The 15,029-nt window shown below is 45.1% G+C and carries 14 protein-coding genes; 10 read left to right on the top strand and 4 right to left on the bottom strand.

The features are described 5' to 3' along the window. Positions 1–11: 11 nt before the first annotated feature. Both G3352_RS05355 and G3352_RS05350 read left to right on the top strand, forming a co-directional pair. Complete coding sequence (locus G3352_RS05355) at positions 12–905, top strand: carbohydrate ABC transporter permease (RefSeq protein WP_163754663.1); 894 nt, start codon at positions 12–14, stop codon at positions 903–905. A gap of 33 nt (positions 906–938) precedes the next feature. After that, on the top strand, positions 939–2,954 hold the full coding sequence (locus tag G3352_RS05350) for an alpha-L-arabinofuranosidase C-terminal domain-containing protein (protein WP_163754790.1): 2,016 nt from the start codon (positions 939–941) through the stop codon (positions 2,952–2,954). A gap of 119 nt (positions 2,955–3,073) precedes the next feature. On the opposite strand, the gene G3352_RS05345 is transcribed toward G3352_RS05350, so the two are convergent. Both G3352_RS05345 and G3352_RS05340 read right to left on the bottom strand, forming a co-directional pair. Next, positions 3,074–4,309, bottom strand: coding sequence for an MFS transporter (locus G3352_RS05345; RefSeq protein ID WP_163754659.1), 1,236 nt, complete (start codon positions 4,307–4,309; stop codon positions 3,074–3,076). Positions 4,310–4,465: 156 nt separating this feature from the next. Next, entirely contained in the window at positions 4,466–4,939 is a 474-nt protein-coding gene (locus tag G3352_RS05340; RefSeq protein WP_163754656.1) for a MarR family transcriptional regulator, read from the bottom strand. A gap of 199 nt (positions 4,940–5,138) precedes the next feature. On the opposite strand from G3352_RS05340, the gene G3352_RS05335 reads away from it, so the two are divergent. From G3352_RS05335 to G3352_RS05325, 3 genes are read left to right on the top strand one after another with little or no spacing between them, the layout of a single operon-like run. Then, positions 5,139–6,485 carry a spore germination protein gene (locus tag G3352_RS05335; protein WP_163754653.1) on the top strand — a complete coding sequence of 449 codons (1,347 nt, stop codon included), beginning with the start codon at positions 5,139–5,141 and terminating at the stop codon, positions 6,483–6,485. Then, entirely contained in the window at positions 6,478–7,548 is a 1,071-nt protein-coding gene (locus tag G3352_RS05330) for a GerAB/ArcD/ProY family transporter (RefSeq protein WP_163754648.1), read from the top strand. Before G3352_RS05335 ends, G3352_RS05330 begins: the two co-directional genes overlap by 8 nt. Continuing rightward, positions 7,545–8,639, top strand: a complete 1,095-nt coding sequence (locus tag G3352_RS05325; RefSeq protein ID WP_163754645.1) for a Ger(x)C family spore germination protein — start codon at positions 7,545–7,547, stop codon at positions 8,637–8,639. Before G3352_RS05330 ends, G3352_RS05325 begins: the two co-directional genes overlap by 4 nt. Before the next feature lie 109 nt (positions 8,640–8,748). On the opposite strand, the gene G3352_RS05320 is transcribed toward G3352_RS05325, so the two are convergent. After that, positions 8,749–8,940 (bottom strand): TetR-like C-terminal domain-containing protein, encoded by a 192-nt coding sequence (locus tag G3352_RS05320; RefSeq protein WP_481856272.1) that lies wholly within the window; start codon positions 8,938–8,940, stop codon positions 8,749–8,751. A 237-nt stretch (positions 8,941–9,177) separates the two neighbouring features. On the opposite strand from G3352_RS05320, the gene G3352_RS05315 reads away from it, so the two are divergent. From G3352_RS05315 to G3352_RS05295, 5 genes are all read left to right on the top strand, one after another. After that, positions 9,178–9,903 carry an SAM-dependent methyltransferase gene (locus G3352_RS05315; protein WP_163754639.1) on the top strand — a complete coding sequence of 242 codons (726 nt, stop codon included), beginning with the start codon at positions 9,178–9,180 and terminating at the stop codon, positions 9,901–9,903. Between the two features lie 58 nt (positions 9,904–9,961). Continuing rightward, positions 9,962–11,116, top strand: coding sequence for an NAD(P)/FAD-dependent oxidoreductase (locus G3352_RS05310; protein ID WP_345940720.1), 1,155 nt, complete (start codon positions 9,962–9,964; stop codon positions 11,114–11,116). A gap of 191 nt (positions 11,117–11,307) precedes the next feature. Further along, positions 11,308–12,492: an aminotransferase-like domain-containing protein gene (locus G3352_RS05305; RefSeq protein ID WP_163754636.1), complete on the top strand. Its 1,185-nt coding sequence runs from the start codon at positions 11,308–11,310 to the stop codon at positions 12,490–12,492. Between the two features lie 15 nt (positions 12,493–12,507). After that, entirely contained in the window at positions 12,508–12,816 is a 309-nt protein-coding gene (locus G3352_RS05300) for a hypothetical protein (RefSeq protein ID WP_163754632.1), read from the top strand. Between the two features lie 213 nt (positions 12,817–13,029). Next, complete coding sequence (locus G3352_RS05295) at positions 13,030–13,530, top strand: GNAT family N-acetyltransferase (RefSeq protein ID WP_163754628.1); 501 nt, start codon at positions 13,030–13,032, stop codon at positions 13,528–13,530. A gap of 106 nt (positions 13,531–13,636) precedes the next feature. On the opposite strand, the gene G3352_RS05290 is transcribed toward G3352_RS05295, so the two are convergent. Next, positions 13,637–14,911, bottom strand: a complete 1,275-nt coding sequence (locus G3352_RS05290) for a stalk domain-containing protein (protein ID WP_163754625.1) — start codon at positions 14,909–14,911, stop codon at positions 13,637–13,639. Between the last annotated feature and the right edge of the window lie 118 nt (positions 14,912–15,029).

The following is a 15,029-nucleotide window of genomic DNA, read 5'->3' as shown; positions in this document are numbered from 1 at the left end:
GGCAAGATCCCATGTCCAAGCAGGCGACATTACAAGCCAGTTCCAATGAACGGATTTTCGATGTAATCATATACATCATAGCCTCAATCATTATCATCGCAGTGTTGTACCCACTGATTTTTATCGTGAGTGCTTCATTCAGTGATCCCACGAAAGTATTGAACGGAGAAGTCTGGTTACTGCCCAAAGGACTGACGTTGGACGCCTACACGAACATCTTGCACAACGAGAAGATTTGGCTGGGGTACCGTAATACGATATTTTATACGGTCGTGGGAACTGTGATTAACATTATCATGACCGTGTTGGCCGCATACCCTCTTTCCAGACCCGACCTTCCTGGACGTAATGTAATCATGGTGTTTATCACGCTAACGATGTTCTTCAGTGGCGGATTAATTCCAACGTATCTATTGGTTAAAAATTTGGGCATGGTGGATACGATGTGGGCTCTGATCATTCCCGGCGCAATCGCTACGTACAATCTGATCGTGATGAGAACATATTTTCAGTCGAGTATTCCTTGGGAGCTGCAAGAAGCTGCCCACATGGATGGGTGCTCCAATTGGCGGTTACTTGTGAGCATTATCCTGCCCCTGTCCAAGCCGATTCTGGCCGTAATGGTGCTGTTCTATGCCGTAGGCCACTGGAATTCTTTTTTTAACGCGCTCATCTATATTCGTAACGAAAATCTGCATCCACTTCAGTTGGTACTACGCGAAATTCTGCTGATCAGCCAATCCGATGCCGTAGATGGTAGCCTTGGATTGGAGGACAAAATCTTGCTCGCGGAGAGCATCAAGTATGCGGTGATTATCGTCTCCAGTTTGCCTGTACTGTTGATGTATCCTTTTGTGCAGCGCCATTTTGTTAAAGGGGTCATGATTGGATCGATTAAAGGTTAAATCCATATCAACCACAATGATGGAGGACTTATGTTGAAATCAAACGCCAGAATTAGTATAGATTGTAGTCGCGTAAGCGAGCATGCGGTCAACCCTTATTTGTTTGGGCATTTTGTGGAAGACATCCGGGACCATATGGAAGCGATGCTTGCATTTCCATTGAAGGATATGGACTTTGAAAGCGAGGCTGAATTAAGGACTTCTGTATCAGGAAGTTGGTACGCTTACACCAACGGGAGAAATACGCAATATGCGATGGAAGCTCCAGCCCCCAGACATTCGGGCCGCGCTCAGCGTATTCGTATCTTTAGTGATGATGAAGCATACTCAGGGATTGCACAAAAATCTGCCTTGAAAGGCCCCATGGATTACACCGTACGTATAGTTGCGCGTGCCTCCATTGAACTCCAGTATTTGATGGTGGAGGCGGTCGATAGACGTACGGAAGAAGTGCTCGGTCAGTTGAAAATCGAATTGCACAGCCATAACTGGCAGGATTATGAAGGACGACTGACGATCCTACGTGCTTGTCCTGATGCAGAAATTCGGGTGTATGTTCCGGCGGAGCATCCTAGATGGATTGACCATGTCTCCACGGGAATGCTCTGGCTGGACCATGTGTCTTTATTACCTGTGGATCATATTGCCCTGGTAAAACGCGAAGTAGTAGAGATGACCAGAGCGCTAAACGCAGGCATGATGAGACTCGCAGGGAACTACATTAGTGCCTATCACTGGGAGCATGGCATCGGGCCAGTTCTTGAGCGACCAGTCATGTACAACGAGGCATGGGGAGGATGGACCAGCAAGTATTTTGGAACGGATGAATTTATCCGCTTTTGCCACGAACTGCAAGTGGAACCTTTGATTTGTGTGAACGATGGATCGGGTACACCTGAAGAGGCCGCCGAATGGATTGAATATTGTAATGGAAGTGTAGATACCCCAATGGGAGCCCTTCGGGCGAAGAATGGATCGCCGGAACCATATCATGTCAAGTATTGGGAGATCGGCAACGAGGTGTGGGGACAATGGCAGGTGGGTGCTTGCTCTGCGGAGCAATTTGCGGAGCGAACTGTACAGTTTGCCAAGACGATGAAGGAATCAGATCCTTCCATTGTATTGCTGGCCTGTGGACATTACGAGCAGGATTGGAATAAAAGCGTGCTTGCTCTGGCAGGGGAGCATATCGATTATCTAACGTTACATTTGTATCATGGCTACGGTCCCTTTGACATGAATCGGGATACGCCGGCTGAGGATCGATATAAAGCAATGGCTAGTTATCCCGAGTGGACTCGGCACTATATACGTCAGACAATGGAGGCTATCCATTCCGACATCAAACATCAGCATGTGAAGCTGGCCATCACTGAATATAACACGATGTATTATCCAAACACTGTGCGAAAAGGACTGCCAGACGAGCATACCCTTGGAGCAGCCGTGGCGAATGCCGCCAATCTGAATGAAATGATTCGTTGCAGCGATAGCGTGCACATCGGCAGTTTCTCCGATCTGGTCAATGGTTGGCTCGGGGGATGCATCCGTGTCGGGGATTTCTATGCCGATCAATATCGGGGCAAGCAGGCTGGATGGAGTGGACACCCACTCACGATCTATGGAACTCCTACCTATGAAGTATTAAAGCTTTACGCGAATCGGGATATTCGTCATATCCTACCCGTAGAAGCTGAATGTGGGACATTCTCTGTAACTTCAAATAAAAAAACGCCTGTAGAGCTGGACGCACTCCCCGATCTGGATGTTGTAGCCGGAACGAATGATGATAGCAGCAGGGTCACCTTGTTTATTGTGAACCGAAGCTTAGAAGAGGTGCGGGTTGAGCTGGATTTACAATCTTTCGATGCGAGCGAAGAGGGGACCTTATATGAGATTACCAGCGATTCGCATAATAACATCAACTCCGTCTTTCAACCCGATCATATCAAGTGCACAGAACGGAGTGTTTTGACCGAGAATTGGCAGCATGGTTACGTATTACGTCCTTCATCCATCTATGTACTGGAGTTTGGAAAGGCAGACTAATTGAATTGACATCCTGGGGTGTAGACAAATAGGGTTTCAGAACTTATACCTAAGTTCTGAAACCCTATTATCTATTCTATGGTGTCCTAGGCAATACTTACCTGACGAAAGCAGGCGTTTTAAATAGTAACTTGCGTTCGTTTATACAAAACAGGTATTGCCGCTGCTATAAGGATCACACCCATAATGGCGGGTGCAGCATGACCAAGTGATACATAGATTTGACCTCCAATAATAGGACCAATCATTCTTGCTAAAGCCTGAATAGATTGGCTCCCCCCTTGAATCCTGCCTTGTTCACTAGACTCGACAGAATTGGATAGCATGCCATTGAAGGAAGGCCCAAAGATCGAATCACCAAAACCAAATATAAACATGCCCACGATAAACAGTGGATAGAATGAGAACAAAGTAGACAGTGCGATCAGACTGTAGCCTATAATCTCTGAAACCATTCCAAGAATGGCTATCTGTTTATCACTAAGTCTTTTCAAAAGCTTAGGCATGATGAGACCTTGTGAGATGATATCCTGGACACCCATAATCGAAAACATAAGTCCGATGATTGCAGGCTTCCAATTGAAAGTATCCATTGAAAATTGTGAGAAAACGGCCTGTAAAGATCCGTTGGGTATCCAAAGTAAGAACGCTGAGATCAGTAATCTGTTTAAGTTTTTCATGGAAAGCAGGTTAGCAAGTTGTATGAAAGGATTAAGTCTCACCAAAGTAATTTCTTTCAGTCTATTTTTCTTGTCAAGACTTTCAGGCATAAAAAAGAATCCATATATAACATTCACCAAAGTTATGATTGCTCCAAAATACAAGGGTGCAGAATAATCAATCTTGGCGAGTAATCCGCCTACAGTTGGACCAATGACGGTGCCTACACCTACAACCGCACTCACCCATCCAAAGTATTTGGTTCTCTGTTCGGGTGGGATGATGTCCGCAAAATACGCAAAAATTGTGCCTATACTTCCGCCTGTTATACCCTCGATTATACGCCCCGCAAAGAGTATCCATAGAGCTCCACCTATGCCAAAAACCAGGTATCCGATTGCGGAACCCAAAAGGCATACCATGAGCAATGGACGACGGCCATATTTGTCGCTCAGAGCTCCAAGTACGGGAGCCGCAAAAAAAACACAAAAGGCATAAACAGAGGTCAGCAGGGTAACAACGATAGCTTGTTGTCCTGGACTGCTTATATAAGGCTGTACTAAGAATGGGACGACAGGTGCAATGATACTGAAGCCTATTCCGCAAAGGAACACAGAGATCAGACCGAATAATAAAGCGTGTTTGTCTATGGTTTGTTCTGTGTTCTGTGTATGTTGTGATCGTGATTTAAACATTCAATTCTCTCCTCAAACGTTGTGTTTTTATTTCCTTGGAAACATTAATATCGTACAACCACTTTGTTTCCTTGTCAACAAAATAATAACAATAAAAAAACAGCCTGTCCTTAAATAGAGTCCGGCTGCATTTAGTTTAATTTTCGTTATTCAGATTTATTCCGACTTCAGATCTGTACCCAGCTTCTTTATTTCTGCATCCAGATGCCGATTATACTTGTCCACGAATTTAAGCATACTCTCGAATTGATCATCGGTTACCTGTTCAAATACCGCTTTATCTCGCTCGTGAAACTCGCTGTGCAGGTCCTCATGGATTTGATAAATGACTTTCCCTTGCTCGGTAAGCCTAAAATAGATTTCTTTCTTGTTATCCGACTTCTGGTAGCTTTCGATCAGGCCTTTTTCGATGAGCTTCTTCGTTAATTTACTTATCGCACCGCGAGTCATATAAAAAGACTCCGCAAGTTTTGTCACATTGGAATCTGCATTCTTTTCAATGTATTCGATGCAATGTACCTCAGAAGGCTTATAACCCTTAAGACTTTCTTCCATCTTATCTTTATTAAGCCAAACCAGTTTGTTATATAAGTCCCTGAAACCCAATAGGACCTGTTCTTCTTTGTTCATGGCCTATCCTCCCACCCGTTGGTGCATTACAATATTATATTCAATTTTGGTTTCCAGTTCAAAAATATTAACATAATTTATTTGATAATGGATTAATTTCAATCCGCTATTAAGGTCAATAGAGGCGCGGAAAATCAAGGTGACTACCTGAATAAACTTTTTTCTTAACGACATACTACTTCAGAAGAGGTGGTAAAATTTGCAGCGAATCCATGAACAAGATCTTCACGATATAGAAAAGCAACTCACTGACCATTTCAAAAAGAGCTCGGATTTCCTAAGCAAGAACGTGGTTATCGCGGATCAGGAATTCAGAGCGTATTACATGGAGACCCTTGTCGATCTGCCAACAACCTTGTCTACACTTAACCAGGCGGCGAGTGGTAGTGAGAACGGATCATTTCAAAATATGTTCAGGCAATTTGAAGAAGAGGCCTCCATGTCAATGGATGAGATATGCGGGCATCTCTTACACGGCAAGCTTGTTCTGTTCAGCACAGAAGGGATGGCAGCTGTCATGGAACCGGAGCATACTGACATTTCGCGTTCTGTCAGCGCGCCGGAGAGTGAGAATCCCCTTCAATCTGCGTATGATGCTTTTACAGAAGATATTAATAAAAACATCGGTTTGCTGCGGAAAAAGTTGATTTCCGATGATTTGGTTATTGAACGACGAGAGACAGGGACCCGGTCTACCAAGAAAATTGCTATGGTGTATCTGGAGGGAACTGCCCAAGCTAAGGTCATCACGTCTATACGGGAAAAGTTGGAACAAAATAAGGACAAGGAATTGACAACGGTAAGGGATCTGCTCAGTATACTGGAGCATCCAAAATTCTCCATAACCCCAACGTATATCTCTTCGGAGCTACCTGGGGAGATGGTACAGAATCTGATGAACGGTAAAGTGGTTATTTTGATTGATCAATTCTCGTTTGCTTTTGCTTTTCCAGCCATCATAACGGATCTATGGTCAACAACGCTGGACGTTAACTACCCCTATTTGTTTCAAGTGTTTTTACGAACAGTACGGGCCATTGGTGCACTTTTGGCCGTTACACTTCCAGGTCTGTATATCGTTCTGAATTCAGTGAATCCGGAACTATTGCGCATCCAGTTAGCCATCACAGTAGCCAAGAGCAGGGAAGGGGTTCCGTATCCTTCCTTGATCGAAATGCTGCTGGTTATGCTGCTTTTGGAGATGATTATCGAAGCCACCATTCGACTTCCCAAGAACATCGGACCCACCATAACCATGATCGGCGGTATTCTGTTAGGGCAAGCCATTGTTCAGGCCAAACTCGTCAGCAATCTATTAATTATTATTCTGGTTGCCTCAGCAATTGCGAATTTTGTATTGGCAGGGTATATGAACACGACCGGAATACGAATGTACAAATACGTTGTCATGCTCATCAGTTCCTTTTTCGGGATATGGGGTCTTGAGGCTGCGATGATTTGGATTATACTGCATTTTGCCTCGTTGAATACTTTCTCCGTTCCCTACTTAAGTTTAAGTGTGAAAGGAAAGGCTTCGGATGAATAAAGCCCAGATTCTAACCATGTTTGTTCTGCTTCACCTCGCTTCGATCTTTGCCATCTTCCCTGAACGCATCATATCTGCGACTTCCAAAGGACACTGGGAACCCATAATGATTCTCTTTTTGGCAGAGCTGCTGGTTCTATGGATGTACTTAAAGGCGTTGTCGCAGTTTCCGGGGAAAACAGTGGTGGACATCTGTAATGAATCACTGGGCAAATGGGCAACGAGACTGATCGTTCTGCCGATGCTAATCTTCCTATATATCGAGCTGCTATTACTTATGTACTTTCAGTCAGTCGAGATTAAAGCCGTATTACTACAGAGAACACCGCCAGCAGCAACATCGGCTCTTTTTATCATTCTCTGTTTTTATGCTGTTTGGAAGGGACTTAATGTAATGATCCGGGCCAGCATCGGACTGTGTATTCTCTTGATGCCATTCATTTTTTTCTCCATGATGATCAGCATCCAGAATTTCAGAATCAGCTACATTTTTCCGATTTTGGATAGCGGAATGTCGTTTTTCTCTAATTCGGATTTCTATGTATGTACGGTCATTTTAGCGGGGTTTTTATTCCTAGGCATGATTCCCTCCAAGCAACGGCTTAGTTTTGGCAAAGCTGCTGCTGCGGTTGGTATCATATTTGTGTTTGCTTTGGGATCTGTATATGTTCCACTTCTTGTATTCGGACAGGAAACGGTAATCAATCTTCAATATCCCATGCTAATGGCATCGGATACCATTGATCTGGAGTGGGTTGTATTTGACTGGCTTCCAAGCTTTTACGTAGTGGCCTCCAGTGCTCTCGGCGTTTTGAAGGTTTCCGTTTTACTCTGGATTCTGGTGTCGCTGTTGCATCAGCTATTTATGCCGAAAATCAACCGATTATGGGTTCTTTCCGCGGCATGTGTCTCCTTGTACATGATTAGTCTCTGGATACCGGATGTCAACGCTTTAAATTCATACCTATACCTGAATTCTTTCTTTTGCGTTTATAGCGTTATCGGTTTTCCGATCATTGTATTCCTCGCCGCGCAATGGCAGCGAAAGAAGGTGAGTACATGAACATGCGCACCGTAAAGACTCTGATTGTTGCTCTAACCATGATCATGTTACTTCCGGGATGTTGGGATACAAAGGATATTAACAAGCAATATCTGCCTGTTGTCATGGGTGTGGGGAAGGGTAAGACGGAGAAGTACAGGATCATTCTTCAAATACCTGATGCAACAGGCAAAACTCAAATTCTTGACAAAGAGGCGAAATCCATTAGTAAAGCGATTGATTTGATACGTACGGATTCCGAAAAAAGCATCGAATTGGTTCATCTGAGGCTGTTGTTGATCGACAGGAAAGTTGCAGAGCAGGGGATTGATAACATTATCGATTTTGCTGTGAGAGCGAACGATATTTCGATTAAGGGCTTGGTGGCAGTGATTGACGGTGATTTTGAGAAGACGATGTATCACCAGATCTCGCCAACACCTGAAATTTCTTCCTACGACTTCTTTAGCCAGGACGCCGGGTGGACGCCCAATCAATCCATCGTCCGAATATGGGAAGCCTATCAAAACCAGAATTCATATACGGAAGACATGGCCATCCCAATGCTCAAAAACGGTGATCGAACCTTGTTCACTTTTAAAGGCACGGCCGTTATGCGGGATGATCGCATGGTAGGAACACTGAATCAGGAAGAGACGCTTTTGTTTAATTTATTTAAAGGGAAGTATTCAGGCGGAACCATTGAAGTGGCACAGAACACAAGTGTTCTTATTCAGGACGCCAAAATTAAACACCGGACCCAGTGGTCGGAGAGAGGCCCGTTCATCCAGACAGATGTTACTCTTGACGTGGTCATTACAGAAAGTCCTGAAGGAAAAGGCAACGCGGTGATTGAGAAAGAAATGAAGGAACAATTGAGCAGTCAATTCAATAAAACCGTAAGAAAGATTCATTCCTTAAAATCGGATGTGCTCGGAATAGGGATGATATTCCGTCCGAAGATGTCGGAGGGAAAAATAAAGGAATGGAAAACCAAGTGGTTTCCGAAGTTGGAGCAAAAGATCAATGTTCGTGTCAACGTTCTGAACGAAATTTATTTTAAAGAAAATGCCAACGATAATGAGAGACAGGGGCAAATGTTAAAAAAATAGCTTAGCATTGTTTACTTCGTTTGAATGATGGAAATGCTATACCGTTATGGAGTCGCCCTGGTGGCGACTTTTTTTTATAATATCAGAAAGGTTCAGCATGACGCTTTATTTATGAAAGATTCAGTTCCAATATCTTATTCACTTGCTCTTCCATGACATGAGGTGGATAGGGCATTTTGTATATAAACCACCATTCCACGATTCCCACATACGCTGGCGCAAAGAATTGAAGCAAAATATCTTTATCTATCCCGCGATTTTTCCCCTCATTCATGTCCCATCCGTTCTTTATATCCTCGATGACAAATTGGAGAAAACGGTAGTCTGCTATCCATTTTGCTGAGAATTCGTTTATTTGGCCCCGTAAAAAACAATATGTAGGCTAAGGCTAAGGTGCAATGAAATTAAGCATTCTGAGATTGGATAACTCTTCGTAAAATAACATATCGCCGCTCTTACGATTATAAGGGCGGGTTAAAGGGATAACTGTTAATTGGAGAAAATCATTCACAATATATAGCTGTAAAGGAGCGGGATCATGTCCTTCTTTAGAACATTATCCGTACGGGCAAAGGAAGACGAGTTGATGGACGATTTCTCCATGGGGGGAGAAGAATTGAGCGAAGCGCTCAAACATTTGAGACGGCTGAACAAAATATTTGCTGCTCCCGCGCCAACCCGTGCAGGGGTGGAGAAGTTATGGAAAGCGATTGGAAGTCCAACTACGCTGACCCTTCTTGATGTGGGAGCAGGTTCAGGCGATGTAAACCAGAAGTTATTGCGCTGGGCGGACCAGAAGGGAGTTAAGCTTGAAATTACTCTGGTCGATCTGACAGAGGAGGCATGTGAGGAAGCGAGAAACCTTTTCCGGAATGAATCGAGAATCAAGGTTCGACGTGCCGATGTCAGGGAATTACCGGATGCCTCAGCAGACATCGTGACCGGCTCGCAATTTGTCCATCATTTTGAAGGAAAGCAACTCGTGGAGATGGTCTCGCATATGCTGCGTGCCTCCAAATATGGCGTTGTCATTAACGATATCCATCGGCATCCCATATCTTATGCGGCTGTCTGGGTAACCACTCGAATGATCTCACGCAATCGGTATATTCGTCATGATGGACCGCTGTCTGTTGCAAAAGGCTTCACGGGAAGGGATTGGCGGGAATTGAAACAGCAGTTGAATCATGACACGCTGACCTATGAATGGAAGCCTTTGTTCCGCTATTCCGTCGTGATACCCCATCATGGGACGTTATCATAACATCATTACATCAATAGGCAGTTATCTTAAATGGACAATGAAAGGCGGGTGTTCTTACGTGTCTACATCAATGGATGCCATAGTCATCGGAGCGGGAATTGCTGGCAGTACCTGCGCGTTGCAGCTTGCCAGGCAAGGGCATCGGACACTGCTGCTCGATCGGCAGGGATTTCCGCGTCACAAAACATGCGGTGAATTTATGTCGCCTGAGACAACGGAGATGCTGGATTATTTGGGGATTAACCTTAATGAACAAAAGATAAAGCCGAGTACCTTGGATCATGCCAAGATTATTATGCCTCAGGGCGGGGAGATCGTGGCACCTTTGCCGGGAATAGCCTATGGTATTAGCAGATATGAGCTGGATCGGATTTTACACGAGCAGGCCACAGCCGCAGGCGTTGAGATCGTTACGAGGGCAACGATAACCAACATTCAGCAGTTAGATGATTATAGTTATGAAGTCGAAGCCAAACAAGGTAATGAGCAGATTCATTATAGTGCAAAAACCGTTATCGGAGCCCATGGCTCGAAGAAGCTGAGGGGGATGACCCCGCCAGCAGAGCTGCGGGATAAAACAGCATATGTTGGTGTCAAATCGCACTATCGGGGGATCATCATCCCGCAACAGGTAGAGCTATATTTTTGCAAGGGAGGGTATGTCGGCATTTCGCCGATTGAGGAGGGTATCGCAAATGTAGCTGCATTGCTGACACTTGATACGGTGCGGGGAAGCGGCAAGTCTGTAGAGGATATTTTGCAGTCTGCTTCCTTGACTAACGAAAGATTGGCAGCGAGGCTAGCCGAGGGAAGACCAGTTCAGGGAACACAAGTCTCGATTGCACCACTCCATCTATCCAATGTTCCTGAACCGTGGTCCCAATATCCTCATATTGGGGATGCCATGCTGATGATCCCTCCTTTGTGTGGTGACGGGATGTCTATTGCGCTTCGTTCCTCATTGCTGTGTACTGAATGGACTGACAGGTATCTTCAAAGGAAGATCAGCTTTACGCAGTGGCAGCAAGGGTATTCGAAGGAAGCTAATATTGAATTCTCCCGACTGCTCCGGCGTGCACGACGGATTCAAAAGCTGGCTTTTGCCAAAACGAATAAATTCTATCCTGGTTTGGCCCGCATGGTCCCTAGTCTGGCGACTTATTTGGTGAAGGCAACACGGTTATCGGAAATCAATCTTGTCCACCGATCATAGATGGCAGCAAAGTGACATCCATAAAGTGAAATCTGTAGGAGTATGGGGCGGCTTATGTCAGCCTCATTTTGTTGTTTCTCTGCCAATTTTGTCGAGACCGTTTAGAAATCTGCTAAATACTCGTATAATAGAATCTAATTGTAGCTATAGAGACAAGAGTCTGATTTGAATTCGGGAGGCATTATTTTAAGATGAACTATTCATTTTCCAACCGGATTGCTGCATTGCAGCCATCCATCATTCGTGAGATTCTGAAGGCTTCTTCGGGTCAAAATGTAATTCCGTTCTCTGCGGGAAACCCCGCTCCGGAGACTTTCCCTATTGAGGCAATTCGCACATTCACCCAATCAATTCTGGAACAGGACCCGGTAACAGCACTGCAATACGGAATTACCGAAGGTTATGCCCCGCTGCGGGATACATTGACTACACATCTGAAGACAGGCTTTAACACAGGCAAAGCATCGGATGAACTGTTCATCGTGTCTGGAGCACAACAAGGAATTGAACTCGCATGTAAAGTATTCTGTAATGAAGGGGATACGATTATCTGTGAGAGCCCAAGCTTTATCGGTTCACTGAACTCTTTCCGGGCTTCAGGAGCAAACCTGGTCGGCGTTCCAATGGAGACGGACGGTATGGATATCGGGAAGCTGGAGCATGCCCTGCAAACCGAGCAGAATGTAAAGATGATCTATGTCATTCCGAGTTTCCAAAACCCTACAGGTTTTACCACCAGCCCGGAGAAACGCAAGGCAATCTATGATCTTGCCAAGAAGTATGGAGTCATGATCCTGGAAGATAACCCATACGGAGAACTTCGGTTTAGCGGAGAAGATGTAGCGACGATTAAGTCGATGGATGATGAAGGTCTGGTCATATACGTAGGCTCCTTCTCCAAGATTCTGTCCGCTGGCCTGCGTGTTGGTTATGTTCTGGCTCCTTCCGAGGTTGTGCAGAAGATGGTTGTTGCCAAACAGGGAGAGGACGTACATACAGCCATGCTGCCGCAGATTCTGGCACACAAGTTCATGACTGAGTATAACTATGCAGAGCATATCAGCAGTATCCGTGCGATTTATCGCAGGAAGTCTGCCTTGATGATTGACAAGTTGCAGGAGCATATGGGTGAGTCCATTACCTTTACTCATCCGGATGGGGGACTGTTCCTCTGGTGTGATCTGCCGGCTCATATCCCGATGCTGGATTATGCCAAAACAGCTGCTGCGGAAGGTGTTGCGGTTGTTCCGGGCACTGCTTTTCTCGTCGATGAGAACGAACCCTGCAATGCCATCAGACTTAATTTCTCAACACCTTCCGATGAGCAAATTGTGAAGGGCATCGAAATTCTGGGACAAGTATTGCACAAATTCTAATTGGAGGCACATTTCATGAATCAACGTTTTCGGATCACTCGATCCATGCAAGAAAATAACGCGGAGCAATCCATCTCCTTGGAAGAATGCAAACAGTATTTTGCATCCAAACCCGACTTTACGTACTCACCTGTTCTTACCGTCCAGGGACCGGAGAGCGTCATGTCCATCGATGGGGATTTCTTCATGTGGACGTATGAGAACCTGCAGATTCCATTTCGTCTGTATATGGGAGATCTGTACGTTGCCATTGTCAATGAAGCTGTTGTTCCGCAAATGATCGAGGTTGCAACGGATTTGCGAGCCGATGTGGTTGAAGGGTAAGCAGAGGCTTGGAATGAAATGCATCCGTCCAATTGTAACCATATAAGTGTCGGGAAAGTCGCCAATCTGGCGACTTTTTTGCTCTGAATCCATTCGTCAGTTTGCTTATTGAAATATTCAATCGATGGAGAATTGACGCTAAGGACCTGTTCGTGATAGTTTATATAAATCACAAAATCCAATAAATCCAATGAGGGAAAGGGGTTTTACGCAATGTCGTCAATCGTGCTTGCAGCTGCCGAAGATATACGAAGCGAGGATTCGGAACTTTTAATCAAGGAGCTGAGCGAAGAACTGGGATTGTTATATGGCGGCGATGGTACGGCGGGATTTCAGCCATCCGATGTGGAGACACCACGAGCAGCCTTTATTGTCGCGCGTTTAGATGGATATCCGGTAGGCTGCGGAGCCATCAGACCCCTTGATGATACATCCGTGGAGGTCAAGCGCATGTATACACGTTCGGATTTCCGTCGCAAGGGTGTGGCACAGGCCATTCTGGCCGAAGCAGAGCGTCTTGCGCTAGAGTTTGGCTACACCAATTTGAAGCTGCAGACTGGCCCCAAGCAACCTGAGGCAGCGGCCCTTTATGAAAGAGTTGGGTACTATCGAATACCGATTTTTCACGGGGACTGGGATCGAGTACTTGCCTATCAAAAAGATCTGGTACTCAGTGCACCTCACAGAAACGAGCATTCCTCATTGAACGCATAGATATAAATTATAACAAACGAACCGAAACCTCTTGTCAGCATCCAGAGATTTCGGTTCGTTTTTTTGGTGTGTGAAGAGCTAATGGAATCAAGAATATCTAAATTATTTACTCTTTTATAACAGAGGCATTGACAGCGTCTTCCATCTGATTATTGTAGGTACGGAATAATCCAAGGCGCCAGAAGGCGGCTCCTTTGAGATCATACCGCTTGGCAAGACCCAGTTTATCATCTATGGAAGATGAGGTTTCACTATTTAAGCTGATACCGAGCAAAAGCTTTTGTTTGGAAACGCCAGCATCTAACGCAAGCTGGATGGCATGATCCACAAGACTGTTCGGCTCAGGGACCTGCGCTTTGGTGCCGACCGGATTATATTGATAAGCCATAATGATGATGTCGTCTGCCAACGAAGCGAGCGTTTTGTAATCATAACCTTTATATGCACTATTTAATGGAGGTACGGCCAAAGATAGAGCGATGTCTTTAGGCAAGGAATCCTTCAATTGCTTGACGTAATTGTTCAGCAGCTTCTGCTGCTCAACAGCGTCCAGCTTAAAACCTAGTCCTTCAAAATCAAGAACAACCCCTCCGAAGCCATTCTCAGCTATGGCAGCAGTTATGCCCTCAATGGACTTCTTGCGCATACTGCTGTCACTCAGCACCTTGGTCAGTTCTCCGTTTCCATCCAAAGAATAAACCATAAGATACGGTTTAATACTCTGATTCGCTGCATCAGCAACGATGGATTGAGGTGTAACGTCACCGGCAGCAGCAGGAATTTGATACTCATCACCCTGAAGTGTAAATTGACCTTCGCGATCGATGCGACTCCAGCCAAAAGCGACCGAGTTCATGGATGACACCAAATCGATTTCCTTATAGGATTGCAGCGCATAGAAGGCTCTCAAATGCATTTCACGTTGAGGTGAAACAAGAGAAACGGTACGAGTTGATTGGTTCCAGCCTACATTAACACCGAACTGACTACTGAACGAACTGAGTGGAATAAGCACACGACCTTCCCGCTGAACGGGTGGCGCTGCGAGCTTAACTTTTTCTCCATTGACGGTTGCTGTAGTGCTTCCGACTTGAAGCAGGACTTCCGTCGCCTGACCTTTTACTTTTCCAATCGCTTTCACGGTTTGCGTCTTACTGTTCCATGTAATGCTAATTCCCATGGCTTCGCCAACTGTCCGGAAAGGGACATAGGTAACACCTTTATCAATCAGAGGGGCAGCATCGAATTTCAGAGGAACATCATCCAGCAAGACCGAAATGGCCGGTGCAGCATAGGCATCATTAAGGTTTGGGGTGGTTCCGAGCAAGGATATGGCAAGAATAGTGGCGGCAGCAGTTTTTCCTATTCGTGTATGTAACATGTTTTTGCATTCCTCCAACTCATCAAATATAGTAGAATTGCAATTCATCTAAACGAAATCTTGCATAAGTTAGTATAGCAAAATTTTCATAGAGTTCCAATTACAAGATATGATGGAC

The organism is Paenibacillus sp. ALJ109b, from assembly GCF_010747435.1.
Classification (GTDB): domain Bacteria; phylum Bacillota; class Bacilli; order Paenibacillales; family Paenibacillaceae; genus Paenibacillus; species Paenibacillus taichungensis.
This window is presented reverse-complemented; position numbering and strand designations above follow the sequence as displayed.

Coding starts and splice junctions, on each gene's coding strand:
- G3352_RS05355 (WP_163754663.1), top strand. CDS start 12: ATGTCCAAGCAGGCGACATTACAAGCCAGTTCCAATGAACGGATTTTC.
- G3352_RS05345 (WP_163754659.1), bottom strand. CDS start 4,309: ATGTTTAAATCACGATCACAACATACACAGAACACAGAACAAACCATA.
- G3352_RS05340 (WP_163754656.1), bottom strand. CDS start 4,939: ATGAACAAAGAAGAACAGGTCCTATTGGGTTTCAGGGACTTATATAAC.
- G3352_RS05330 (WP_163754648.1), top strand. CDS start 6,478: ATGAATAAAGCCCAGATTCTAACCATGTTTGTTCTGCTTCACCTCGCT.
- G3352_RS05325 (WP_163754645.1), top strand. CDS start 7,545: ATGAACATGCGCACCGTAAAGACTCTGATTGTTGCTCTAACCATGATC.
- G3352_RS05315 (WP_163754639.1), top strand. CDS start 9,178: ATGTCCTTCTTTAGAACATTATCCGTACGGGCAAAGGAAGACGAGTTG.
- G3352_RS05305 (WP_163754636.1), top strand. CDS start 11,308: ATGAACTATTCATTTTCCAACCGGATTGCTGCATTGCAGCCATCCATC.
- G3352_RS05300 (WP_163754632.1), top strand. CDS start 12,508: ATGAATCAACGTTTTCGGATCACTCGATCCATGCAAGAAAATAACGCG.
- G3352_RS05295 (WP_163754628.1), top strand. CDS start 13,030: ATGTCGTCAATCGTGCTTGCAGCTGCCGAAGATATACGAAGCGAGGAT.
- G3352_RS05290 (WP_163754625.1), bottom strand. CDS start 14,911: ATGTTACATACACGAATAGGAAAAACTGCTGCCGCCACTATTCTTGCC.